Source organism: Enterococcus sp. DIV0802b (assembly GCF_050543535.1).
In the GTDB taxonomy this organism is placed as follows: domain Bacteria; phylum Bacillota; class Bacilli; order Lactobacillales; family Enterococcaceae; genus Enterococcus_D; species Enterococcus_D entomosocium.
In genome coordinates, this window is the sequence record NZ_CP172941.1 from 3140130 (window position 1) to 3162973 (window position 22844).

Below are 22844 nucleotides of genomic sequence, written 5' to 3' on the forward strand. Positions count from 1 at the left end.
GAATTATTTTGCGTCAGCATCAACGATTTTCACTGAACCTTGCCATTGTTCTTCAACAAAGTCTTTGATTTCGTCTGAATGAAGCACTTCGATCAATTTCTTGATTTTGTCGCTATCTTCGTCACCACTGCGGACAGCAATCACGTTGACATAAGGAGAATTATCCGCTTCTAATAAAACAGAATCATCCGCTGGGTTCAAATCGATCCCAAATGCGAAGTTCGCATTGATGGCAATTAGGTCTGCTTCGTCGTTTTGATAAGCAGTCGCCAAAAGAGATGGATCGACGTCATGTTTAAATTCTAAGTTTTTCGGATTTTCAGCAATATCATCAAAGGTTGCCGTTTCTGTATCAACGCCGTCTTTTAAGGTGATCAAGTCAGCATCTTGTAAAATCGTTAGGATACGACCCCAGTCAGATTCAGAAGTGGAAGTAAGAACCGTTGCACCATCTTCTAGTTCTGAAATATCAGAGATTCGTTTTGAGTAAAGACCCATTGGCTCGATATGAATCGCACCAGCATTGACAAAGTCATAGCCATTGTCTGCGATTTGTTTGTTTAAGTAAGGAATGTGTTGGAAGTAATTGGCATCGATATCGCCATTTTCCAATGCTTTGTTTGGCAACACATAATCATCGAAGGTTTTGATTTCAAGATCAATGCCTTCTTCTGCTAGTAAAGGTTTGGCTTGTTCTAAAATTTCCGCATGAGGCGTAACCGATGCACCGATCACTAATTTTGTTGATTCTCCCTCAGCCGCAGATGAATCAGAGCTTCCTGAATTTGAGCCTGTTCCACAAGCAGCTAAAGCGGCAGTTAACAATAAGGTTGTTGCAATACCAAAAATCTTTTTCATATCCATTTCCTCCCATATTTTCCACTTTTTGTTCTTCGTTTCATTTACCGTTTATCGGTGGCCTTCGCAAGGAAATCGCCGACCCCTTGGATAATGAAAACGATAATTAAAATAATCACTGTTGCAACAAGCGTAACAGTGTAATTTCCACGTTGAAATCCTTCTTGCCAAGCCAAAGCGCCTAGCCCACCGGCACCAATCGCACCTGCCATGGCGGTATAACCAATCATTGAGATCGTTGTGACCGTCAGTCCTGAAATCAATGCCGGAACACTTTCTGGAATCACGATCTTATAAATGATCTCCCAGTAACTGGCGCCCATCGCTTCGGCGGCTTCAATCACACCAGGATTGACTTCACGAAAAGCAATTTCCACCATCCGAGCATAAAACGGCGCAGCCGATAAAACTAATGCTGGGATCGCTGCTTTTGCCCCTAGGAACGAACCGACTAATAATGTTGTAAACGGAATGATCAAGACCATCAAAATCATGAATGGCGTTGAGCGAAAGGCGTTACTGATGATGGAAACCACATTATAGAAAATGTTGGCTCCCGCCGTTTGTTTACGCCCTAGTGAATAAAGCGCCAATCCTAGAAGCAAACCGATCACAACCACTAAAACCATTGAGAAAAAAGTCATAAACAAAGTGTCCAGAGTTGCTTGCTGCATGTTGGTCCAGTCGACTTTTTCAAAATTAAAATAGGTTTCTACAAATGACTTATCCACGCTCAATCACCTCCACGCCCACTTGCTGCTCTTTGAAAAAGGCGATCGCTTTTTCGACCTCACTTGCTTCACCTGTCAATAAGACCGTCAAGCCGCCAAAGGATCCTTCATTGGTTTGTTGGATCTTTCCGTAAACGACATTGACATCGATCTGAAAGCGGCGGATCGCTTGTGAAATGACTGGTTCATTGGCGTTGTCTTGTGTAAAGGTCAAGGTCACTAAATGCCCTTGCGGATTTTCTCGTAAGAAGGCTTGCCGTAGTTCTTCAACATCTTCTTCTGGTTCCAAATCTTGCTGAACAAAACGTTTGGTCACTTCTTGCTGCGGGTTACGGAAAACCGATTGTACTGATCCTTCTTCAACGATCTGCCCATGCTCCATCACCGCGACCTTGTTGCAGATTTTACGAATGACGTTCATTTCATGGGTAATCAGCACGATCGTCAAATGCAATTTTTTATTGATGGAAAGTAAGAGATCCAACACTTCTTCTGTTGTTTGTGGATCTAACGCACTCGTTGCTTCATCACACAGCAAAATTTCTGGTTCATTCGCTAATGCACGAGCAATCCCGACTCTTTGCTTTTGCCCGCCAGACAATTGTGCCGGATAGGCAGTTTCCCGCCCTTCCAACCCAACTAATTTAATCAGCTCTTGCGCTCGTTGACGTCGTTTTGCTTTTTCAACGCCAGCCAACTCCAATGGCAATTCGATGTTCTCCGCCACCGTTCGAGACCATAATAGATTAAAGTGCTGAAAAATCATGCCGATTTTTTTGCGGAAGTTTCTCAATTCTTTGTTTTTCAATGCCAAAATATTTTGACCGTTAATGACTACATCTCCTGCTGTCGGCAATTCTAAGCCGTTCAACAAACGAACTAATGTACTTTTCCCAGCACCAGAGTAGCCGACGATTCCATAGATATCGCCTTTTTCCACTTGCAGTGAAACATCATTGACGGCGTGGACAGCCGTTTGCTTTTTGCCGAATGACTTTTTTACATGCGACAATTCGATTAATGCCATGTTATTCCCATCTTTCCTCTTTGGTTGGTTAAACACAAAAAAAGCTCTCATCCTCTGTACATTATACTGTTACAAAGGACGAAAGCACAACTTCCGCGTTACCACCTTGATTTACTGTCGATTCGCATCAACAGCCTCGCTCAGTACTTGAATTGCTTCGCATACTGCTGCACTGTAACGGGTGCCTCCCGTGATAGGCTTGTTTCCACTCACCTATCATGCTCAAAGACCATCTTCCATCCTCTCTCCGTTGCCCATTTGCACCAAACAGGGCTCTCTGTGTACGTTAAGAACATGTACTCTTCTTTTCAAAGCATTCATTTATTGAGCAAATTATAGCAACGTCTTATCCGACTGTCAATTCTTTTTGAAAAAATAGTCGTTTTTACAGATTTGACTTACAAGGCTTCAAATTGACTTGGGTCAACCTCTTTGAAGCTGACAAGCCAAGCGTTCATTTCGTCTTCATCATTTAAGGTATCAATGGATTGATCGATTTTTTCATTTACGGAAGAAATCACGCCCGTCAATGGACTTGGAAATTCACTGACTGCTTTTTCCGCTTCCAGCTCAACAAGGGTCTCTCCTTGTTTTAAAGCAGTTCCTGCTTTTTGAATCGAAGCAAACGTGACCGCACCAAGTTCTTCTTGCGCTTCTTTTGTTAAACCGACACAATATTCTTTCCCGTTAAACAAAACCCACAAATTATCTTTTTTTCTTAAGCATTTCTTTTCCATGATTCTTGTAAGACTCCTTCATATTCATTTTCTTTAAATCCATTAATCAAAAAGCGGTCGCCGCTAACGAGCAGTGGGCGCTTGATCAACATACCATCGGTTGCCAGCACATCGGCTGCGTCTTGGGCAGTCATGGTCGGCACTTTTTCTTTTAATTGCAATTCACGGTATTTCATGCCGCTTGTGTTAAAGAAACGGGTTAACGGTGCTTCGCTTGATTGGATCCAAGCCAGCAATTGTTCCGGTTGAGGCGGTGTAGCCACCATATCGATCGCTTCAAAGGGAATCTCGTGCTCTTCTAACCAACGCTTCGCATTTCGGCATGTACTGCATTTTGGGTACCAATAAAATGTAATCATGTGAACTCCTTAAAGTGTTTTTGGTGCGGTCTCAGCTTGATAGCGCATCGATAAAATCAAACCGATCCCAATCATATTGCTTAATAGGGCAGATCCTCCTTGGCTGATAAACGGCAGTGGAATCCCCGTCAACGGTAAGAGACCGATGTTTGCGCCAATGTTTTCAAACACATGGAAGAGAATCATCATAATGATCCCAGTTGCCAAGTAGGCATAAAATTCATTGTTGGTATCGAAACATACCCGGATCATCCGGTAGATCAAAATAAAATACAATAAAATGACAAATGCGCTGCCAATAAACCCAAAATTCTCACCGATCACCGAAAAGATCATATCGGATTCTCGGACCGGTACATACACATCGCTGACATTAAATCCTTTCCCGAACATCCCGCCAGAAGCGATCGCCATCAGAGCATACGCCAATTGGAAGGATTGCCCTTGGGTATCATGAAAAGGATCTAGCCACGAATCGATACGGGCGAATTGGTATTCTTTAAAGATTCCTGTATTGTACAGAAACTCACGACCAACATCGGTGGTCACTAAGAAAATCGTTCCGCCACCGAGAATCACAAATGCTGCAATCACTGGCACGATGATTCGCCATGAGATTCCTGACATCAAGAAGACCCCACCGAAAATCGCTAGAAAGACCAACATCGTACCAAAGTCGTTTTGTAAGGTAATCAGAATCAATACTGGGATCGTGACGGCTAACATTTTTGCAATCAGCAACCCATCTGTTTTCAGATCCCGTTCCCGATGCTTGACATTGTGCTGCGTGACGACTAACGCCAACATCATAATATAGGCGATCTTCATCAATTCTGAAGGCTGCAAGGTAAAGGGACCAAAACTAAACCAGTTTTTCGACCCTGTCGAGGCAGCCATCGTCCGGTTGTAAAATTTCAGCAGCGCCAACATAACGGCTAGCCCAGCTCCATAAATATAGGGCGTCAATTTCCAGAGCCATTTTGATTTGATCTGCATGATAATGATCACGGCAACAACGCCTAACACATACCATAAAGCTTGAAACCCTAACATTCGCATCATATTCGGATTATTCGGATCGTGTGTCAGCGCCACATATAGGGACGCCAAACCAATCAGACATAATAAAAATACGGGTAGAATCACACCGTAGTCAATTCGATTATCATTCGTTTTTATTCGTGAATTTTCCATGTCCACACTCTCTTCTGTAGAATCTTTATCCATTATAGTGATAATTGAGGAGAAAAGAAAGGATTGTCCATGAGCATTCACAAAAAATTTAGAAACTTTAATGATTTTCGGGAAAAGAGGGTTAAAAACAATCTAAAATTGTTTAGAATTACAACGAAAGAAGCGCTCTGTTCTGATGCATATCTGATCAATCAGAGTAAAACGATCGTATATGTACTAGATAGGAAGTTCAGCGACATACTTTTCAATGAAAACTCGCTGAATTCGTCTATTCTCCTTACTTAATAAAATATCTTATTCTAAGTATTCTTCTTTATTTTAATTATTCTTTACTCAATGTAACCGAACAAAGCAACTTTAAATCAGTCAAAAATTGCCACCTTATTTTCGTTTCAAAGAAATAGCAACCTGTGACTACTTCCCTTAAGTTGCTCAGAATATAAATTGATGCACGACGAGCCTATTTACCACATTAATGTGGTAATGAAATGTTATTTACGCCACCACATAATTTCACTAGAATACAATTAAGGAAGCGCTTCCGGAGGTGAACCAATGATTTTAAATAATCGAGAACAACTACTGTTGCAACTACTATTAGAACAAACGGAGTTTCGCCCTGCCTCTTTTCTTCAAAAGCAGTTAAATGTATCCCAAAAAACGGTTTATAACAATTTAACGACTTTAGAAAAGAAACTAAAAGATTCGGGACTAGCTATCAAAAAAGTACCAAGAAAAGGAATCTTTTTATCTGGTTCTGAATCAGCAAAACAGAATGGTTATCGATTGTTAGCAAAAAAAGAGACTAAACTCGAACTATTTTCACCTAATTATCGTAAAATCTTTATTTTCGCTAACTATCTGTTTTCAGTAAAACCAATGCATTATCAGGAATTCTCTGAATATTTTTATATTAGCAACCAGTCAATAAAGAAAGATGTTGATGAAATCGTTGCTTTCTGTCGATTCCATCAAGTATCAACAAAAATGACTACTAGCGGACTCAAGCTAACCTCAGTTGAATCTGCTGCTCAAAACGTATTCAAATCTTTTTTAGAGAAGTATACCGACGCCAAAGCCAGTGAAAATCTTTTGGTCAACAATCTCTTTGACTCTAAGGTTCTCGATTTAACAAAGAAATTTGTCTCAGACATGACTCAAACAATCGGCCATCCAGTCAATAATTATTCTATTGAATCCTTGAAGCTTTCATTGCGAATTTTTCTTTCAAGACTTCTTATAGATAAACACATTGAAAAACAAGAGCAGCTAGTATTTGACGAACTGAGACGAATGAAATTCTATATGATCGCGGTTGATTTTTCTGAAATGATCCAACAGCAACTACCTGTTCAATTTAGTGATACAGATATTCAATATGTATGTTCCTTGTTATTAGCACACGGCATCGAACCTTTTGGTCAAATGGATGAGCCTCACGAATCTACTATCACAAATTGTACGAAACAAATTATTCAAAAAATGTCACATATGTTAAACGCAGATCTGACACAAGATAAATTATTACTGCAAACATTGCTGGCTCATATCGTTCCCATGATCCATCGATCAAAGACAGGAATTTTATTGAAAAACCCACTGATAAAAAGTATCAAAAAACAATACTCAACAATGTATACATTGACCAAATATGCAATTGGAGATTTAGAGGAGCGATTTCAAATCTTATTAACAGAAGACGAAGTTTCTTTTCTGACGATCCATTTTCAGCTAGCCTTTGAAAAGATAAAAATTACTAACCATATACTAATTGTTTGCCAATCTGGTTTTGCTACATCGGAGTTGATTTTTAACCGTATCAAACAGACGATCGCTGCTGATACCGTATTGGAGATCATTCCTTTGAGTAAACTGGCCAGTACATCTCTTGAGGCTGTTGATCTGATCATATCAACTATTCCATTGGACATTACAGCACTACCAGTTATTTATATTTCGCCGCTTCCTACTACCGAAGAAATAGGAAGAATCTCAGCAAAGATATCTAATCTTAATGAGAATGAGAAAAATTTTTACTCAAAAAAATACCAGAAAACGACTTTATTACAAAAATATTTAGATCCTACTTTCCTTTTTGTCAAAAAAAAGTTTCGAACAAAAAAAGATGTACTGGATTTTTTAGCAGATGATTATCTGAAAAAAAAGCTTGTTACAACGAAATTTAAGCATTCTCTATTTGAACGAGAGGAACTAGGAAGCACGGGCTTAAAGACAGGAGTAGCCATTCCACATGCTGATCCATATACAGTGAAAGAAACAAAACTTGCTTTTCTCACCCTCGATGCGCCAATTACTTGGGGAGACACAAAAATCCAACTGATTGTTTTGCTTGCGATTGCTGAAGAAAACATGATCGAGGCAAAAGAGTTGATCGCTTCGATTTACGGATTGTTTAACTCAGCCGAAGAAATTCAATGGATCGTTAATAGTCAAACGCAAGAAGAACTGTATCAAAGATTGTTAAGAGGAGGAAATTGATCATGTTTTTTGATCACCAAATCGTGTTACTTGAAAAAGATTTTAAAACAAAAGAGGAAGCTTTTCGACTATTAGCAGACGAACTCATCAAAACTCATTGTGTAAATGATCAGTTCTATCAAAATATCGTACAGCGAGAAGAAACCTTTCCTACAGGTTTAAAAATTAACGGCATTGGGGTAGCGATCCCACATACGGACAGCAAATTTGTTTTACGATCCCAAGTCGCTTTTATGTCACTTGCCTCTCCCCTTTCATTTATTGAAATGGGTTCGCAAGAAAAGAAAATCGATGTATCTCTGTTGTTCATGCTTGCATTGAAGGAACCACATGAGCAATTGGGTATGCTACAAAATCTTATCTCTATGTTTCAAACACCAGGTGTTTTGGAAGCCCTATCCGCAGTAACGACTAAAGAAGCGTATCTTTCGATTATTGAAAAAAATGGACTGCAATAAAAAGGAGGAACAATTATGTTAAATGCATTACAGTGGTTCGTTGATCTAGGTTCAATCGTTGTTTTGCCTATTTTAATTTTTATTTTTGGAATAATTTTGGGGACCAAGCCTGGCAAAGCCTTTACTTCAGCCTTAACTGTTGGTGTCGGGTTTGTTGGATTGAATTTGGTGATTGACCTTCTAAGCAGCAGCTTGGGTCCTGCCGCCCAGCATATGGTTGAACGTCTAGGATTAAATTTGACAACGATTGATGTCGGATGGCCTGCCGCAGCGGCAATTTCTTATGGGACGATTTTAGGAAGTCTTGCGATTCCGATTGGTGTGGTCCTAAATGTTCTACTCATCATTTTAGGGCTGACTAAAGTATTGAATGTAGATATTTGGAATATTTGGCACGCAGCCTTCATCTCTTCTCTGATTTATGCCCTCACTGGAGACTTTGCAATGGGGATCGCGGCCACCGTCATCTATTTGATGATGATTCTTTTAATGGGAGATATTTTAGGTCCGATCATTAATAAGTTCTACGGATTTCCTAATATCACTTTTCCTCATGGTACCGCCGCACCCGGATTCATCTTTGCACTACCGATGAATTGGCTCTTTGATCGTATTCCGGGACTAAAAGATTGGAAAGCAGATCCAGAAACCATTCAGAAAAAATTTGGTGTCTTTGGTGACTCTACTGTTATGGGCTTTTTGATTGGTCTCATCATGGGAATACTTGCCGGATATGACACAGCAGGTGTCGGCCAATTAGCCGTCCAAACAGGCGCTGTGATGGTTTTGATGCCTAAAATGGTTGCTTTACTGATGGAAGGACTAACACCTATTTCTGAATCTGCAAATGAATTCGTCAAAAAACGGTTTCCTGGAAGAGAGCTTTACATCGGTATGGATGCAGCATTATCGGTTGGTCATCCAGCTGTCCTTTCTTCCTCATTGCTGCTAGTTCCGATCACTATTTTGTTAGCCGTAGTTCTACCTGGCAATACGACCTTGCCTTTTGGTGATTTAGCAACCATTCCCTTTCTGATTTGCTTGATGGCTGCTGTTTTTGGAGGAAACATCATTCGAACGGTAATTGCTGGAACGATTTATATGGTAAGCATTCTCTATATTACTTCGTGGGCAGCACCGCTTGTCACTACTGCTGCTCGATCCGCAAACTTTGATCTACAAGGAAACTCTATGATCACTGCTATGGCTGAAGGTGGTTTATGGACCACATTCCTTTATGTCGGCTTAACCAAAATATTAAGCTGGGGCGGTTTAGCCATAATTGGTGTCTCTGTTTTGTTTGGATTGATTTATGTAAATAAAATTCGTCCCAAGAAACAACTATCAAAATAATAGGAGGAAATGATAATGAAAAAACTATTGATTATGTGCGGCACAGGTGTTGCAACTTCAACAATTGTAACAAATAAGGTAAAAGAATGGCTGAAAGAAAAAGGGATGACTGATCAAGTGAAACTGTATCAATCCAAAGTGGCAGATGAGATGAATAAAATTGATGACTATGACATCGTGGTGAGTACAACGGTTGTTCCAGACTCAATCAAAGATCGCGTAATTATGGGGCTGCCACTCTTAACAGGAATTGGTACAGAAGAAATGTACGCGGAAATCGAAAAGAAAATCAAAGAATAAGGAGAATGCCCTATGTTGGTCACAACAAAAGAACTATTCGCACATGCAGAAAAACACAACTATGCATTACCTGCAGCAAATTTTTTCGACTTAACTAGTGCAAGAACATACGCGGAGACTGCTGAACGTTTAAACAAGCCTTTGATATTGGCCTTCGCTCAGTCCCATATGAACATGTTGACTTTAGAAGAGGCTGCCATGATTGGAAAATTTTTGGCAAAGAAAAGCACTGCACCTATCGCTCTGCACCTAGATCATGGTACCGATGAAGAGGTCATCAAAAAAGCCATTCATTTAGGTTTTACTTCCGTAATGATCGATGCTTCTGAGGAGCCATTTGAAGAAAATGTCCGCCGATCAAAGGAGATCGCCGATTACGCTCATAAAAATGGTGTCGTTGTTGAAGCCGAAATCGGGCACGTCGGGTCGGAAAACAGTCTGGAATCAGCCGGAAATAGTCAATCTATTTACACAGAACCTTCTGAGGCTGTTGCATTTGCCAAATTAACCGGGGTTGATTCGTTGGCAGTTTCTATTGGCACCTCTCACGGACATTATCAAGGGATTCCCAAAATAAATTTTGACGTTTTAAAGGAAATACACCTTGCCGTCAGTATTCCTCTTGTTCTGCATGGTGGGTCCTCTTCTGGCGATGAAAACCTTGAAAAATGTGCCTTAGAAGGTATCCGTAAAATAAACATTTTTACTGACTTTGTCACTGCTGCTATGAATGAAATTAACAAAAATCAACCAAATGACTATTTCGATTTACTTCACTCAGCAAGCAATGGAATGGCCAAAACACTCGAGCACTATTTTACAGTCTTTCATACCAAACCTTATCGTGAAGGAGAAAACAAATGAAAAAAAGAACCTTAAGAACGCCATTCTTTGTCGTCAATCCCAAAGCCTATCTTTATGGAAACCAAGCATTGGCATTGGCAAAAGTTGCTGATGAGTTGTCATCTTTGTATGACATCGACATTCTATTTACTGTTCAGCATGCAGACGTTTCTTTAATTAAACAGGCAACAACACATTTATTCGTCACTGTCCAACATTTAGACGGAATCGAAATTGGTCGTGGAATGGGCTATGTTTTACCCGAAGCAGTGGCAGAAGCCGGAGCTGAAGCTACCTTTTTAAACCATGCTGAACACCCCATGACATTGCAAGAACTGACTAAAGCGATTCAGCGCTCAAATGAATTGGGTCTCTTAACAATTGTGTGTGCGAATTCATTGACTGAAGCGAGAGCCGCGGCTTCCCTGAAACCGGATGTGATGGTTTGCGAGCCAACCGAACTAATTGGGACAGGACAAACCAGTGATCTTCAATACATGACGGAAACAAATCGTGTTGTTCGGGAAATTGATCCAGAAATCCTGATTTTGCAGGCTGCTGGTATATCTAGTGCGGCCGATGTTGAAAAAGCTTTGTCGTCAGGTGCTGATGGTACCGGAGGGACAAGCGGCATTGTGCAAGCAGATGATCCCGTTCAAACCCTTACAGAAATGATCAAACAAGCGGTGAAGCATAAAAAGGAGGATTAACACTGTGAAATTTTTAAAAGAGCAACTGACGTTAACTTCTAACGGGAATCGAGTGTCTTACCACAACATCACAGAAGAAGTGAAAACGATGGTTGAAAAAAGCGGAATTTCAAATGGAATCTGTCTCGTACAGTCTCCCCATACGACCTGTTCTGTTATCTTTGAAGAATACATGCATGATACAGACTTTAACGGAGATGAATTTCTTCAAGTTGATTTAAACCGAATTCTCGATAAAATTATTCCTCGTGAACTATCAGAAAATACCGATTATCGTTATCCTGGACCAAAGCATTTAGAATTTTTGATGAGTCTGGACGATCCAAACTACCCAACAGATCCAGCAACGATTTTAAACGGCGATGCCCATATTCGCTCGAGTTTTTTCGGTGCAAGCGAAAGTTTTATTTTAAGTAACGGCAAGCTAGAGATCGGCTCTGTAGGCTATATCTATTTTGTTGATTTCGATCAAAATCGTGTGCGAAATAGGACATGCCATGTAATGCTAATGGGCGAATAAGAACAGTTATCGGGTAAATCAGGAAAAATTGAGATTACTTATCACCTGCAAAAGAAAAACCATGAATCCTCTAAAAGAGGATTCATGGTTTTTCATTTCTTATGCCAGCTGCAGGATTCGAACCTGTGACCTACGCGTTACGAGTGCGTTGCTCTACCAACTGAGCTAAGCTGGCGTTGTATGGCACAAAGAAAATTATATGCAAAAACGGTTGTTTTGTAAAGAGGTCTGCTGAAAAAAATCTACTTACTGAAATTTTCCGAAAATTGTGATATAATAGAAGTATCAAGGAGGTTTTTACATGGCAACATTTGGTAAATTCGAAACAACAATTGTCCCGTCACAAGAAGGTTCAACGTTTGAGGTCGCTACTCCTGTCATGTTCACGTTCCATGGGAAGAAACAAACTGGTACCATCACAAAGCAGTTGAAAAACTCTGCGGTGGTCGAGCTGAACGAAACCCCAGAAAACCAGAAATTAGTTTCGCAAAGTAATGGTGTATTGATCATCAATTACAAACAATTAACCAAACTATAACCCGTTTAATGCAAGGAGAAAATCAGTTGATTTTCTCCTTTTTTCATTGTCTGATTTTATGAAAAGCTAAAAAAAGCCATGGATAACCGATCGAACCGTTTTGGCAGTCGATCTTCTTCCATGGCATCATTGACGAGGCAAAACTTGAAGCAGTTGCCTTTGTCTTATTTGTATTGATTTATTTTGTACCGAATAGACGGTCACCGGCATCGCCCAAACCAGGAACGATATAGCCGTGTTCATTTAGGCGTTCATCAAGATTTGCAGTGTAGATATCAACATCTGGATGGGCATCTTGCAATGCTTTCACGCCTTCTGGTGCAGCAACTAAGCAGACGAATTTCATGTTTGAAGCGCCGCGTTTTTTCAGTGCGTCGATCGCCATGATCGCTGAACCGCCCGTAGCTAACATTGGGTCAACGATAAATAATTGACGTTCATCGATATCTTCAGGTAATTTTACGAAGTATTCGTGTGGTTCTAGCGTTTCTTCATCACGGTACATCCCGATATGACCAACTTTTGCGGCTGGGATCAATTCAAGGATACCATCAACCATGCCTAGACCTGCGCGCAGGATCGGAATGATCGCTACCTTTTTACCAGATAGTGTTTTTTGTGTTGATTCTTCAATTGGTGTTTCAATCACTAGATCTTCAAGCGGCATGTCGCGAGACACTTCATACGCCATCAACATTGCGATTTCATTAACAACTTCACGGAAAACCTTTGTTCCACAGTTCTTGTCGCGGATCATTGTTAATTTGTGTTGGATCAGCGGGTGATCGATTACTTGAAATTTACCCATTTAAAAAAATCTCCTTTGGTTTTTCTCTTATTTTAAAGCAAATCGGCTCTTGTTACAACCATCTGCCACAGGCAATACTGCTTTTCCTCAAAAAAAGGATTGTGTTAGAAGGAAGGAGACAAGACGGCATGTAACACGCCTCTACGTTCATTCTAGCCCCTTTTTCACTTTTGGTGATCAAAGGAGCTGGAGCGTAGGAAAAACGCGTGAGACGTCTTGTCTGACCTTAACTTCTGTCACAGTCCCAATTTATTTGTTTTTGTAAAGTGGATAGTTGTCCGTCAATTCTTTGACTTGCGTCGCTACTTCTGCCAAGACGGCTTCATCATTTGGTTTTTCTAAAACTTTGACGATCAATTTCGCCACTTCGACACAATCTTCTTCTTTAAAGCCACGACTAGTGATCGCTGGTGTCCCCACGCGAATCCCACTCGTTTTGAAAGGACTTAATGATTCGAAAGGAATAGAGTTTTTATTGACGGTGATATTGACTTGATCCAGCAATGCTTCTGCTTCTTTTCCGTTCAAATCAAAGCCACGCACATCGATCAATAATAGGTGATTGTCTGTTGCACCAGAGACCAACCGGGCTTGTGGTGCTTGGTTGAAGACTTTCGCCATTGCTTGCGCATTGCGAATGACTTGTTCAGAGTACTCTTTGAACGACGCATCTTGTGCTTCTTTAAATGCAACAGCTTTCGCTGCAATCACGTGCTCTAATGGGCCGCCTTGAATACCAGGGAAAACGGCACTATTGATTTTTTTCGCTAAATCTTCATCATTTGTTAAAATCAAGCCGCCTCGAGGGCCGCGTAATGTTTTATGGGTCGTAGAAGTCGTGATGTCCGCATAAGGAACTGGGTTTGGATGAAGACCAGCCGCTACTAAACCAGCGATATGCGCCATATCCACCATCAATTTTGCGCCAACTTCATCAGCGATTTCACGGAACTTCGCAAAATCGATCGTACGTGAGTAAGCACTGGCACCGGCAACGATCAGTTTCGGTTGATGCTTGCGCGCCAAAATACGAACGACATTGTAGTCAATGACTTCTGTTGCAGGATCAACACCATAACTAACAAAATTATAGGTCTTGCCGCTGAAATTCACTGGTGAGCCATGGGTCAAATGACCGCCTGCGGAAAGATCCATCCCTAATACTGTATCGCCTGTTTCGATCAACGCTAAATAAGCTGCTGTGTTGGCTTGAGAACCAGAATGCGGTTGAACATTGGCATATGCCGCACCGAAAATACTTTTCGCCCGTTCAATTGCTAAGTTTTCTACCACATCAACAAATTCACAGCCGCCATAGTAACGACGACCTGGATAACCTTCAGCGTATTTATTTGTCAAAATACTACCTTGCGCAGCCATTACACCTTCTGAAACGATATTTTCAGACGCAATCAATTCCAAATTGTTTTGTTGACGATTCGTTTCTTTTTCGATCGCTTGCCACAATTCGGGATCAAACGTTTGATAATCCATGCTTACAACACCCCTTTACCTTAATGGTAGCATTGTATCACATTTCTTCATAAGCTACCTATAATGAATTCTGGTTTTTTGCTAATTTTCTTGAAAGAAACTTTGATTTGCAGCTTTTTTCAACCGATTCATATAAGCAGCCCCTAAGCCGCTTTCTGGAAACGTGGGTGCGAATAAGACATCTAGCTCAGCAATCGATTCATCTAACGCCCGTAACCCCGCAAACAGCCCTTTTGTCGCAGCTTCCACACTGTCATCAAAAAATAAATAGATGGCTGCAGCTTCGAAGCGGACCTGCTCGGCGATCGTCGGTCCAGCTAAAACACCTACCTTAAGCTGCTGTTCTCTCGCCCAAGCCATGGCTGCCGACCAATCTTGGTCATTGACCATCATGACATTGGTATTCGGTGCATAGTGCTTGTATTTCATGCCTGGCGCTTTGGGTGCTTCACTTTCTGTTACTAAATGCTGATCGACGAGGACTTTTGTTTGTAAGACTGCTTCAAGCTGTTCTTTAGAGATTGCACCAGGGCGTAAGATGATCGGCGGTGCCGTTGGGTCACTCAAATCTAAGACCGTTGATTCGACACCGATCTGTGTCACCCCATCGTCCAAGATGCCAGCGATTTTGCCTGCCAGATCATGCTGAACATGCGCAGCTGATGTTGGGCTTGGTTTACCAGATGTATTTGCGCTAGGACCAACCAATGGCTGTTGGGCTTGTTTGATCAACGCTAACGTCTTGGTGTTGTTGGGCATCCGAAACGCCGCTGTGGATAAGCCGCCAGTAACGATGCTAGGTAAGCTGTCTTTTTTGATCGAAAAGATCAAGGTTAGGGGCCCAGGCCAGAAAGTTTCCATCAATTTATCAGCAAAAGGATGCTTGTTATCCACAAACGGTTCCAACTGCTCTGGCTCGGCAATATGAACGATCAAAGGGTTGTCACTAGGTCGTCCTTTGACTTGATACACTTGCGCAACAGCTTTTGGCAAAAGCGCGCTAGCCCCTAGTCCATAGACAGTTTCCGTCGGGAACGCCACTAATCCCCCCTCAGCTAAGATAGCTGCTGCTTCGTTTAACTGTGATTGATCAAAAATTTTTGTTTCCACAATTTATCCACATCCTTTTTTGAGAAGTTTCCACACTTATCAACATTTTCTCGTTTCTTATCCACATTTTGTGGATAAGTCGTTTGTCAAGTGTGGATAACCTTGTTTATAACTCCATTTATTCCCAAATTGTTCATTTCATAAGGTTTTTGCACTTTTTCTGTAGCAAAAAAAAATTATTTATCCACATCTTGTGGATGACTGACGAACACCATCCGATCTTGACCCGCAAGATCTTTTACTACGGTAACTTCTTTGTTGGAAAAAGCGGCTGCAAAAAGCTGTTGAACAGCTTGTCCTTGCTGGAAGCCGATTTCCAGCGCCATTTGCCCACTTGGTGCCAAACACTTCGGTGCTTGCTGTGCTAATTGCTTATAGATCGCCAATCCTTGTTCTTGAGCAAAAAGCGCCATTTTAGGCTCTTTTTCCCGTACACTGATATCCATCAGCGGCCACTCTTCAGCGCTGATATACGGCGGGTTGGAAACGATCAGATCCCATTGCTGATCTGCCACAGGCTCCAAGGTATCTCCTTGGAAAAAGCGGATCTCTGCACCTAAGGCTGTCGCATTTTCTTTAGCAACGGCTAACGCCTCTGCTGAAAGATCCACGGCACTTACCGACCACTGGGGACGTGCCAATTTTAAGGCAATGGCGATCGCTCCTGTACCCGTGCCAATGTCAACGACTCGTAGCGGCTGATCTGCTGGTAGTTTTGCCAGACAGTTTTCCACCAGCTCTTCGGTTTCTGGACGCGGGATCAAGGTTGCAGGGGTCACTTTTAAGCGATGACCATAAAATTCTTCATACCCCAATAAATATTGCGGGGGTTCATGCTGTAGCAACTGTTCAAGATCTGCTGCGATCTGTGCCTCATCTTCCCTTAGGATGGGTTGGTCCATCTGCAGCAGCCAATCGAGTTGCTGCCAGTTTTTTCGCTGTAAAAACAGGTATTGGATCGCATACCCGTCCAGTCCTTTCGTTTCTAAAAAAGAAGAAGCCCGTGAAAGGACTTCTCGATAGGTTTTAGCCATTTTGCATCTCATCTAATTTTGATGTTTGATCGTAAACGATCAGTGCATCAACAATTTCATCGAGTTTTCCAGCTAAAATTTGATCCAATTTTTGAATAGTCAACCCGATACGGTGATCTGTTACGCGGTTTTGCGGGAAGTTATAGGTCCGGATCCGTTCAGAACGATCGCCGGTACCCACTGCTGATTTACGGTTTGCATCGTATTCGCTTTGTGCTTCTTGCTGCATTTGGTCATAGACCCGTGCCCGCAAGACTTTCATCGCTTTCTCACGGTTTTTCAGCTGTGAACGCTCATCTTGCATCGCAACAGCGATCCCTGTTGGCAAGTGAGTCAAACGAACAGCAGAAGCTGTTTTGTTAACGTGCTGACCACCGGCACCAGAGGCATGGTAAATATCGGTACGAATATCTTTGTCTGCGATATCGATTTCGACTTCTTCTGCTTCAGGCATAACCACGACCGTTGCCGTAGACGTATGGATTCGGCCTTGTGATTCGGTAGACGGTACCCTTTGCACTCGGTGGGCGCCGCTCTCATATTTCAATTTTGAAAAGACGTTGTCGCCAGTGATCATCATGATGACTTCTTTGTAGCCGCCGATCCCAGTGACGTTGGCATCCATGACTTCGACTTTCCAGCCTTGGTTTTCCGCATATTTTTGATACATATTGAAAAGATCGCCAGCAAATAAGGCTGCTTCGTCGCCGCCTGCTGCACCACGGATCTCCATGATGATGTTTTTGTCATCATTCGGGTCTTTTGGCAACAACAAAATCTTGATGCGTTCTTCTAAAACGTCTTTTTCTTTTTTCAAGTCAGAGAGTTCTTCTTTGGCCATCTCAGCCATTTCTGCATCTAGGTTTTCCCCAAGCATTTCTTCAGTGTCCTTGATTCCTTCAACGACTTCTTTGTAACGGCGGTAGACTTCCACCGTTTCCCGTGTATTGGCTTCTTCTTTTGAAAGCTGCATGAAGCGTTTGGTGTCAGAGATCACGGCTGGATCACTTAGTAATTCGCCTAATTCTTCGTAACGGTCTTCGATTGCTTGTAACTGATCGTACATTGATTATTCTCCTTCTTTTTTCATTCCCGGGTGAAAGTAATGCTTGCGGCAAACTGGATAATACGCTTCATTGCCGCCGATTTGTACTTGATCGCCCTCGTAAACGGGTTTTCCGTCGATATAGTGCAAGTTCATGGTTGCTTTTTTATGACAGAACCAGCAGATGGTTTTCATCTCTTCGATTTTATCTGCGTAAAGCAGCAAGTATTTTGAGCCTTCAAATAATTCATTGCGGAAATCATTTTTCAAGCCAAAGGCCATTACAGGAATACCTAACTCATCCACGATTTTGGTGAAAGCCAGCACGTGATGCTTCTTTAGGAACTGTGCTTCGTCGATCAAAATACAATAAGGTTTATAACCGAGGTCTTTGATCAAATGAAATAGATCCGTTTCATCAAAAATCGGGATCGCGTCTCGCTCTAAGCCGATGCGACTCGAAACATTTCCCACGCCGCTTCTCGTGTCCAATCCACTTGTCATGATCACGACTGGTTTGTCTTGTTCTTCATAGTTGTGAGCAACTTTCAGTATCTCGATCGTTTTCCCACTATTCATTGCGCCATATTTAAAAAAAAGCTGTGCCATCTCGCCCATCCTTCCTCATACTCCTTTGGTATTATACTTGAAAAAGGAGAATTTTTACAGACTTAAATTCGACACACGCCGCCTTTTACGCAAGAGTTTTACGAAAAGTTAACGGATTTTTTGCTGCCGGTACTTCTTAATCATTTCTGGCTTTTCTGGCCACTTCTGCCAATACTTGACAAGCCAGTGGATATTCTGGATTTTCATTCCCATTGATATCCGTTGCAATGATCACAAAACCGAGCTGCTGGTAGAGCTTGATTGCTGCGTGGCTCCACGTTTGCGTATGAAGATACATCGGCTCGTTGGCTGCCTCTAAGACAGAAACGACTTGCGTGACCAAGCCGCGAGCGATCCCTTGACGTTGAGCTTGCGGCATTACTGCTACCCAATGGACTAGCGGAACCGGTGTACCGTCTTGCTTGGCTTTTTTCCAAGCGGTAGCCGTGCCGACCGGTGTACCTGTTTGATCAATGGCAAAAAACATTCGCTGTCCTAGCTGTGCTTGCTCGGGCATAAATTCTTTTTCAAAATACGCCAATGCCTCTTCCTCATTGTCAAACTCTCCGACGGATGTTTCGATCCGTGCCCAGTGCCTTTCGTCTCCTGCTTGGTAGCTGCGTAGCGAATAGTTATCGGATTGAATGGGCTGGATCGGTGTGCTTTTGTGTGCTCGCTTCATCCAGATTTCTGCATATGGAATTGATTTATCTAACATTGGTTGTGCCTCTCTTTCATTGGTTTCGTCCTTGTTCAACGGTTTCTTTGGGATTCAATCACGTAATTTCTTTACTAGAAAAATTTCTGTTAGCTGATTTTGCGTATGGGCGATTCTCCCGATTTCTTCATAGCCCACTCGCTGATAAAAATCTGGTGCTTGGAAATCAAAAGTCGCCGTCTGGCAATTTTCACAGCCAAATGCTTTCAACTGCTGTTCAAGATCCGTAAGAATCTGCTTGCCATACCCTTTTCCCCGCTCGGATGCTTTGACCCACAGGGTGTCAAGATAGCCGATATGATACATCGAGGCGTAGGCAATGCCACCAGCAATCACCACACCCTCTTTTTTGATTACACTGCTAAAGTTCTGATAGGTCTCTGTTTGTGTAAATGGTTTTTGATGCTTTGTGTATGCTGTTAATGCTGTTTCTAACGCAGCCAATTCTTGGTCTGTTCCTTGTTCAATGATTCGCGCCATATTCAATCACTCCTTCTTGTTTCTTGATAATCTGCGATGATCTGATCGACCGTTTCTGCTATCGTTAGGCCTTCTTTGATCAGTCTTTCCTCTGAAGATCCTTTTGGGAAAAGCAAGTCTCGCTCAAGCCACCATTTACGCATCGCTTCCTCGGATAAATAGTCTCGCTGCATTCGGGTCTGATGTCTTTTGACCGTTTCCTCGAAAGAAAGATCAAAATAATAAACTAGCTTTTTTTGGGGAAAGAGTTTCATTAGAAAGTCGAGAAAGTCTTGGTATTTTTCACGAGAATAAATCCCCTCAACAAGTATCATCGGCACTTTCCCCTTCGCATATAGGACAGCTTCTTTCATCAAACCGCTGGCTAAATTATTAGGGGTATCTTTGACACAAAAAATTTCTCGCCGAAAAACATCTTGTGAAATCAGCACTGCCTCTTCCCCAAAAACGTGCTGAACAGCTTTGGCAATAGTGGTTTTTCCGCTGCCAGAATTCCCCCGTAGTAAAATTAACATGCTTTCCATGGGCGGTTCCTTTCTTCGTTAGTAAGTTATCTAAGCATATCTCTTGTTTTTCTCTACTAGAAGCATACCATAGAAGCAAAGGAGGAATACCTATGAAAGATACGGCAATTTTTGCTGGTGGTTGTTTTTGGTGCATGGTGAAGCCTTTTGATTCACAGCCAGGCATCCTCAAAGTGGTTTCGGGCTTTACTGGCGGCCATGTCCCTAACCCAACCTACCAACAAGTAACGACAGGTACCACCGGTCACACCGAAGCAGTTGAAATCACCTTTGATCCTGAAGTCATCTCTTATGAAGAATTAGTTGCCATCTATTGGCAGCAGACAGACCCCACGGATGCGTTTGGTCAGTTTGCCGACCGTGGTGATTCCTATCGTCCAGTGATTTTTTACAATAGTGAAGAACAAAAAGCGATTGCGGAAAAATCAAAGGCGCAGTTGCAAGCTAGCGGCCGCTTTGACCGTCCGATCGTAACGAAGATCGAACCAGCAGAACCTTTTTATCCTGCAGAAGATTATCATCAAGATTTTTACAAAAAAAATGCAGCCCATTACAATGCTTATAGCGAAGGCTCCGGTCGAGCCGGCTTTATTCGCCAAAACTGGGCTTAACATTTTGGAGAACGTTCCTTACAATTCATCACTAACAGCCGATCTGCCTCGTCAGCAGATCGGCTGTTTTCTGTTTTTTCCCAAAAAGGAAATTGACAGTCAGGGCATTTTCGCGCTACACTGATTAGAAAATTCTGACGATTATAAAGGAGTGTTTGTTTGATGTTAGCTAATGAAGTCCGTCCAGGTCCAAACCGTTATATTACGGGCGATGGGGTCTTAACTGATTTGCCGGAGTATTTACGAGAGTTCCAAGAGGTAGCAGTAATTACTGGGGAGCAGTCATTCGATGTGTTTTCGAACTATTACCCTCATTCATTTGACTACCCGATCTACCGCTACGATGGATCATCGAGTTATGAAAATGCGCAAACCTTAGCTGAAGCGATCCAGCAAGCAGATGCCGTGGTGGCAATCGGCGGCGGCAAGGTCGCTGATACAGCAAAAATCACCGCCCAAACCCTTGGCGCAGAGCTGATCGTGATCCCTACATTGGTTTCCAACTGTGCGCCCTTTACCCCGGTGATCGTCGCCTATTACCCCGATCATACGATTTGTAAAATCGACTATGCCAAAAAAGGTGCCTACATGACGATCGTCGACACCCGTTTTTTACTAGCCACACCTGTTGATTACTTTATCGCAGGGATCGCTGATACCTTAGCCAAATATTATGAAATGGAAGCCATCGTCCGCAACATGGCAGAAGACGACAAGACTGCCTTAGTACGGCTAGGTTTCCAAAGCGCTCTTTTGATCAAAAACTTGCTGATTGCCGATGCGATCCAAGCTGTCAAAGACCTAGAAGCTGGGCAGCTGACACCCGCCTTTGCCCGCATCACCGACGCGATCATTGCTTTGGCAGGCGAAGTTGGCGGTTTTGCAGTAGAGTTTGGCCGCACGTCCGGTGCGCATGCGCTGCATGACGGCTTGTCTTATTTGAATGAGACCCATAGTGTCTTGCACGGCAATAAAGTCGCCTACTGCATTTGGGTCCAGCTTGCCTATACCAATGATTTTGATGTGATTGAAGAATTACGGCCGTTTTACGAAGCTTTGCACTTGCCGATGAAGCTGAAGGATCTCCACGTGACACGCCTTGATCGGGATTACTTCGCCTCGGTTCTGACCTATGCTGTCAAGGAAGAAGAAACCTTTATTTTGATTGATCCTGCGATCACACCCGAAAAAGTCTATCAGGCGATCGAAGCAGTAGAGGCGCTGTAAACCGTACAAATTGCTAAACAACTTTATATCAATAAAAAACTGTTTCCCTAATGCATTTCGGAAACAGTTTTTTTATTTGATCAAACTGACACGCAGTAGCAATCCTGGCTGCGCATGTTCTTAGCGGGCAACAGCAACTGACGCATTGCCCATCACTGCACGGCTTCACCCAGCAACCCGTTTTCTAAGCAGTATTGATAAATACCTTCCTCGGCTACGTGACCAATCACTTCGTCAGCGATCGCTTTTAACTCATCCGAAGCATTGGCCATTGCTAGACCCCAACCAACTGCCTCCAGCATCTCAATGTCATTGTTGCCATCCCCAAAGGCAATGGCTTCGGATTTATCCAAGCCATAGTAAGCCAGCATTTTGGCAATGCCGCTTCCTTTCCCGCTGCTGGCTGGAATAATATCGACTGCCCGATCCCACCAGGCGGTGATTTTCGCCTCTGTAGTATTTGCCATCACTTTGGCGTAGTCTTCTTTCCCTGAACCTAACATCACTTGGAAAATGTCTTGCTGTTGGATCAACTCTTCAAAATCTTCTGCCACGATCACTTCTTGATGAGCAAAGGAAAAATACTCAACTAAATCAGCATCTTTGCCATTGGCAACGGTACGATCCTTCGTTGCGATTGCTACTGGACGCTTGAGCGCCGTCGCATTTTCTATGATTTGCTGAACATCTTTTTTAGGAATAGGGTTTTGGTGGATCCCCTCGGCTTGATTAAAACAATACGATCCGTTAAAGGTCAAAAACGCATCGAAGGTCACGCCTTCAAATTGCGGCAACGCGATGGGACTTCTGCCAGTCGCAATGCACAACAGGATCCCTTGCTTCTTCAAGGTTTTTAATGTGGCTAACATTCTTTCAGAGATTTGCTTTTTGTTCATGTCGATCAGTGTGCCATCAACATCAAAAAAAATAATTTTCACGTTCTTCATGATCTTCCCCATTTCCGTCTCGATTTTCAAAAAATTGATGCGCTTTTCTCTCTATTGTTCCGTGCGGATCGTCGCTGTTATCTTTTATTTCTTTTATCTTCTCATAAATT

Annotated in this window: 26 protein-coding genes, 1 tRNA gene and 1 other annotated feature; of the genes, 10 read left to right on the plus strand and 17 right to left on the minus strand. The window is 42.4% G+C overall.

The features are described 5' to 3' along the window. Nucleotides 1-3: 3 nt before the first annotated feature. The 6 genes from IGJ12_RS14605 to IGJ12_RS14630 form a co-directional block, all read right to left on the minus strand. On the minus strand, nucleotides 4-858 hold the full coding sequence (locus tag IGJ12_RS14605) for a MetQ/NlpA family ABC transporter substrate-binding protein (RefSeq protein WP_010749087.1): 855 nt from the start codon (nucleotides 856-858) through the stop codon (nucleotides 4-6). A gap of 44 nt (nucleotides 859-902) precedes the next feature. Further along, nucleotides 903-1589, minus strand: coding sequence for a methionine ABC transporter permease (locus IGJ12_RS14610; RefSeq protein ID WP_005233617.1), 687 nt, complete (start codon nucleotides 1587-1589; stop codon nucleotides 903-905). Continuing rightward, complete coding sequence (locus IGJ12_RS14615) at nucleotides 1582-2616, minus strand: methionine ABC transporter ATP-binding protein (RefSeq protein WP_008379383.1); 1035 nt, start codon at nucleotides 2614-2616, stop codon at nucleotides 1582-1584. Before IGJ12_RS14615 ends, IGJ12_RS14610 begins: the two co-directional genes overlap by 8 nt. Nucleotides 2617-2687: 71 nt before the next feature. After that, nucleotides 2688-2937: a binding site (T-box leader), on the minus strand. 77 nt (nucleotides 2938-3014) lie between these two features. Further along, nucleotides 3015-3353, minus strand: coding sequence for a glycine cleavage system protein H (locus IGJ12_RS14620; protein ID WP_010749086.1), 339 nt, complete (start codon nucleotides 3351-3353; stop codon nucleotides 3015-3017). Next, complete coding sequence (locus tag IGJ12_RS14625; RefSeq protein ID WP_008379379.1) at nucleotides 3335-3712, minus strand: arsenate reductase family protein; 378 nt, start codon at nucleotides 3710-3712, stop codon at nucleotides 3335-3337. Before IGJ12_RS14625 ends, IGJ12_RS14620 begins: the two co-directional genes overlap by 19 nt. A 9-nt stretch (nucleotides 3713-3721) precedes the next feature. Further along, the gene (locus tag IGJ12_RS14630; protein WP_086316609.1) at nucleotides 3722-4906 is read right to left on the minus strand and encodes an FtsW/RodA/SpoVE family cell cycle protein; all 1185 of its coding nucleotides are present in this window, start codon (nucleotides 4904-4906) and stop codon (nucleotides 3722-3724) included. A gap of 555 nt (nucleotides 4907-5461) precedes the next feature. Here IGJ12_RS14630 and IGJ12_RS14635 point away from each other — a divergent pair. From IGJ12_RS14635 to IGJ12_RS14665, 7 genes are read left to right on the plus strand one after another with little or no spacing between them, the layout of a single operon-like run. Next, nucleotides 5462-7405 (plus strand): BglG family transcription antiterminator, encoded by a 1944-nt coding sequence (locus IGJ12_RS14635; protein WP_430619160.1) that lies wholly within the window; start codon nucleotides 5462-5464, stop codon nucleotides 7403-7405. Between the two features lie 2 nt (nucleotides 7406-7407). Continuing rightward, complete coding sequence (locus tag IGJ12_RS14640; RefSeq protein WP_008379372.1) at nucleotides 7408-7863, plus strand: PTS sugar transporter subunit IIA; 456 nt, start codon at nucleotides 7408-7410, stop codon at nucleotides 7861-7863. Between the two features lie 15 nt (nucleotides 7864-7878). Continuing rightward, entirely contained in the window at nucleotides 7879-9216 is a 1338-nt protein-coding gene (locus IGJ12_RS14645) for a PTS galactitol transporter subunit IIC (protein WP_005233598.1), read from the plus strand. A 15-nt stretch (nucleotides 9217-9231) separates the two neighbouring features. Further along, nucleotides 9232-9516 carry a PTS sugar transporter subunit IIB gene (locus tag IGJ12_RS14650; protein ID WP_008379369.1) on the plus strand — a complete coding sequence of 95 codons (285 nt, stop codon included), beginning with the start codon at nucleotides 9232-9234 and terminating at the stop codon, nucleotides 9514-9516. A 12-nt stretch (nucleotides 9517-9528) separates the two neighbouring features. After that, the gene (locus IGJ12_RS14655) at nucleotides 9529-10380 is read left to right on the plus strand and encodes a class II fructose-bisphosphate aldolase (protein ID WP_016621926.1); all 852 of its coding nucleotides are present in this window, start codon (nucleotides 9529-9531) and stop codon (nucleotides 10378-10380) included. Next, nucleotides 10377-11069 (plus strand): triose-phosphate isomerase, encoded by a 693-nt coding sequence (locus IGJ12_RS14660; protein WP_086298299.1) that lies wholly within the window; start codon nucleotides 10377-10379, stop codon nucleotides 11067-11069. The genes IGJ12_RS14655 and IGJ12_RS14660 overlap by 4 nt, the downstream gene beginning before the upstream one ends. A gap of 4 nt (nucleotides 11070-11073) precedes the next feature. Beyond that, nucleotides 11074-11589, plus strand: a complete 516-nt coding sequence (locus IGJ12_RS14665) for a YjbQ family protein (protein ID WP_005227898.1) — start codon at nucleotides 11074-11076, stop codon at nucleotides 11587-11589. A gap of 102 nt (nucleotides 11590-11691) precedes the next feature. Here the strand turns inward: IGJ12_RS14665 and IGJ12_RS14670 are convergent. Beyond that, nucleotides 11692-11764 (minus strand) — tRNA-Thr (locus tag IGJ12_RS14670). Between the two features lie 126 nt (nucleotides 11765-11890). Between IGJ12_RS14670 and IGJ12_RS14675 the strand changes: the two genes are divergently transcribed. After that, nucleotides 11891-12127 carry a hypothetical protein gene (locus IGJ12_RS14675; RefSeq protein ID WP_005227896.1) on the plus strand — a complete coding sequence of 79 codons (237 nt, stop codon included), beginning with the start codon at nucleotides 11891-11893 and terminating at the stop codon, nucleotides 12125-12127. Between the two features lie 178 nt (nucleotides 12128-12305). On the opposite strand, the gene upp is transcribed toward IGJ12_RS14675, so the two are convergent. From upp to IGJ12_RS14720, 9 genes are all read right to left on the minus strand, one after another. Then, nucleotides 12306-12935, minus strand: coding sequence for a uracil phosphoribosyltransferase (gene upp, locus IGJ12_RS14680; protein WP_005227894.1), 630 nt, complete (start codon nucleotides 12933-12935; stop codon nucleotides 12306-12308). A gap of 249 nt (nucleotides 12936-13184) precedes the next feature. Further along, complete coding sequence (gene glyA / locus IGJ12_RS14685; RefSeq protein WP_005233585.1) at nucleotides 13185-14429, minus strand: serine hydroxymethyltransferase; 1245 nt, start codon at nucleotides 14427-14429, stop codon at nucleotides 13185-13187. 81 nt (nucleotides 14430-14510) lie between these two features. Further along, nucleotides 14511-15539: an L-threonylcarbamoyladenylate synthase gene (locus IGJ12_RS14690; protein WP_086298302.1), complete on the minus strand. Its 1029-nt coding sequence runs from the start codon at nucleotides 15537-15539 to the stop codon at nucleotides 14511-14513. Nucleotides 15540-15715: 176 nt separating this feature from the next. Continuing rightward, a complete protein-coding gene (prmC, locus tag IGJ12_RS14695; RefSeq protein ID WP_016621930.1) occupies nucleotides 15716-16573 on the minus strand; it encodes a peptide chain release factor N(5)-glutamine methyltransferase in 858 nt (285 codons plus the stop codon). Beyond that, nucleotides 16566-17639, minus strand: a complete 1074-nt coding sequence (prfA, locus tag IGJ12_RS14700; protein WP_005227884.1) for a peptide chain release factor 1 — start codon at nucleotides 17637-17639, stop codon at nucleotides 16566-16568. The genes prmC and prfA overlap by 8 nt, the downstream gene beginning before the upstream one ends. A 3-nt stretch (nucleotides 17640-17642) precedes the next feature. Then, complete coding sequence (locus tag IGJ12_RS14705) at nucleotides 17643-18227, minus strand: thymidine kinase (protein ID WP_005227882.1); 585 nt, start codon at nucleotides 18225-18227, stop codon at nucleotides 17643-17645. Nucleotides 18228-18363: 136 nt separating this feature from the next. Then, complete coding sequence (locus IGJ12_RS14710; protein ID WP_042890675.1) at nucleotides 18364-18945, minus strand: GNAT family N-acetyltransferase; 582 nt, start codon at nucleotides 18943-18945, stop codon at nucleotides 18364-18366. Between the two features lie 54 nt (nucleotides 18946-18999). Further along, complete coding sequence (locus tag IGJ12_RS14715) at nucleotides 19000-19425, minus strand: GNAT family N-acetyltransferase (protein WP_005233566.1); 426 nt, start codon at nucleotides 19423-19425, stop codon at nucleotides 19000-19002. A gap of 2 nt (nucleotides 19426-19427) precedes the next feature. Continuing rightward, on the minus strand, nucleotides 19428-19949 hold the full coding sequence (locus IGJ12_RS14720; protein ID WP_005233565.1) for an AAA family ATPase: 522 nt from the start codon (nucleotides 19947-19949) through the stop codon (nucleotides 19428-19430). A 92-nt stretch (nucleotides 19950-20041) separates the two neighbouring features. Here IGJ12_RS14720 and msrA point away from each other — a divergent pair, with 92 nt between their 5' ends. Both msrA and IGJ12_RS14730 read left to right on the plus strand, forming a co-directional pair. Then, nucleotides 20042-20560: a peptide-methionine (S)-S-oxide reductase MsrA gene (gene msrA / locus IGJ12_RS14725; protein WP_016609916.1), complete on the plus strand. Its 519-nt coding sequence runs from the start codon at nucleotides 20042-20044 to the stop codon at nucleotides 20558-20560. Between the two features lie 162 nt (nucleotides 20561-20722). Then, a complete protein-coding gene (locus IGJ12_RS14730; protein WP_005233563.1) occupies nucleotides 20723-21787 on the plus strand; it encodes an iron-containing alcohol dehydrogenase family protein in 1065 nt (354 codons plus the stop codon). A gap of 152 nt (nucleotides 21788-21939) precedes the next feature. Here the strand turns inward: IGJ12_RS14730 and IGJ12_RS14735 are convergent, their stop codons facing one another. Next, nucleotides 21940-22734: an HAD family hydrolase gene (locus IGJ12_RS14735; protein ID WP_369596796.1), complete on the minus strand. Its 795-nt coding sequence runs from the start codon at nucleotides 22732-22734 to the stop codon at nucleotides 21940-21942. Between the last annotated feature and the right edge of the window lie 110 nt (nucleotides 22735-22844).

Excerpts from the sequence above, each read along its gene's own strand:
- IGJ12_RS14605 (WP_010749087.1), bottom strand. The coding sequence starts at position 858 with ATGAAAAAGATTTTTGGTATTGCAACAACCTTATTGTTAACTGCCGCT.
- IGJ12_RS14615 (WP_008379383.1), bottom strand. The coding sequence starts at position 2,616 with ATGGCATTAATCGAATTGTCGCATGTAAAAAAGTCATTCGGCAAAAAG.
- IGJ12_RS14620 (WP_010749086.1), bottom strand. The coding sequence starts at position 3,353 with ATGGAAAAGAAATGCTTAAGAAAAAAAGATAATTTGTGGGTTTTGTTT.
- IGJ12_RS14625 (WP_008379379.1), bottom strand. The coding sequence starts at position 3,712 with ATGATTACATTTTATTGGTACCCAAAATGCAGTACATGCCGAAATGCG.
- IGJ12_RS14630 (WP_086316609.1), bottom strand. The coding sequence starts at position 4,906 with ATGGAAAATTCACGAATAAAAACGAATGATAATCGAATTGACTACGGT.
- IGJ12_RS14635 (WP_430619160.1), top strand. The coding sequence starts at position 5,462 with ATGATTTTAAATAATCGAGAACAACTACTGTTGCAACTACTATTAGAA.
- IGJ12_RS14640 (WP_008379372.1), top strand. The coding sequence starts at position 7,408 with ATGTTTTTTGATCACCAAATCGTGTTACTTGAAAAAGATTTTAAAACA.
- IGJ12_RS14645 (WP_005233598.1), top strand. The coding sequence starts at position 7,879 with ATGTTAAATGCATTACAGTGGTTCGTTGATCTAGGTTCAATCGTTGTT.
- IGJ12_RS14650 (WP_008379369.1), top strand. The coding sequence starts at position 9,232 with ATGAAAAAACTATTGATTATGTGCGGCACAGGTGTTGCAACTTCAACA.
- IGJ12_RS14655 (WP_016621926.1), top strand. The coding sequence starts at position 9,529 with ATGTTGGTCACAACAAAAGAACTATTCGCACATGCAGAAAAACACAAC.
- IGJ12_RS14660 (WP_086298299.1), top strand. The coding sequence starts at position 10,377 with ATGAAAAAAAGAACCTTAAGAACGCCATTCTTTGTCGTCAATCCCAAA.
- IGJ12_RS14675 (WP_005227896.1), top strand. The coding sequence starts at position 11,891 with ATGGCAACATTTGGTAAATTCGAAACAACAATTGTCCCGTCACAAGAA.
- upp (WP_005227894.1), bottom strand. The coding sequence starts at position 12,935 with ATGGGTAAATTTCAAGTAATCGATCACCCGCTGATCCAACACAAATTA.
- glyA (WP_005233585.1), bottom strand. The coding sequence starts at position 14,429 with ATGGATTATCAAACGTTTGATCCCGAATTGTGGCAAGCGATCGAAAAA.
- prmC (WP_016621930.1), bottom strand. The coding sequence starts at position 16,573 with ATGGCTAAAACCTATCGAGAAGTCCTTTCACGGGCTTCTTCTTTTTTA.
- prfA (WP_005227884.1), bottom strand. The coding sequence starts at position 17,639 with ATGTACGATCAGTTACAAGCAATCGAAGACCGTTACGAAGAATTAGGC.
- IGJ12_RS14705 (WP_005227882.1), bottom strand. The coding sequence starts at position 18,227 with ATGGCACAGCTTTTTTTTAAATATGGCGCAATGAATAGTGGGAAAACG.
- IGJ12_RS14710 (WP_042890675.1), bottom strand. The coding sequence starts at position 18,945 with ATGTTAGATAAATCAATTCCATATGCAGAAATCTGGATGAAGCGAGCA.
- IGJ12_RS14715 (WP_005233566.1), bottom strand. The coding sequence starts at position 19,425 with ATGGCGCGAATCATTGAACAAGGAACAGACCAAGAATTGGCTGCGTTA.
- IGJ12_RS14720 (WP_005233565.1), bottom strand. The coding sequence starts at position 19,949 with ATGGAAAGCATGTTAATTTTACTACGGGGGAATTCTGGCAGCGGAAAA.
- msrA (WP_016609916.1), top strand. The coding sequence starts at position 20,042 with ATGAAAGATACGGCAATTTTTGCTGGTGGTTGTTTTTGGTGCATGGTG.
- IGJ12_RS14730 (WP_005233563.1), top strand. The coding sequence starts at position 20,723 with ATGTTAGCTAATGAAGTCCGTCCAGGTCCAAACCGTTATATTACGGGC.
- IGJ12_RS14735 (WP_369596796.1), bottom strand. The coding sequence starts at position 22,734 with ATGAAGAACGTGAAAATTATTTTTTTTGATGTTGATGGCACACTGATC.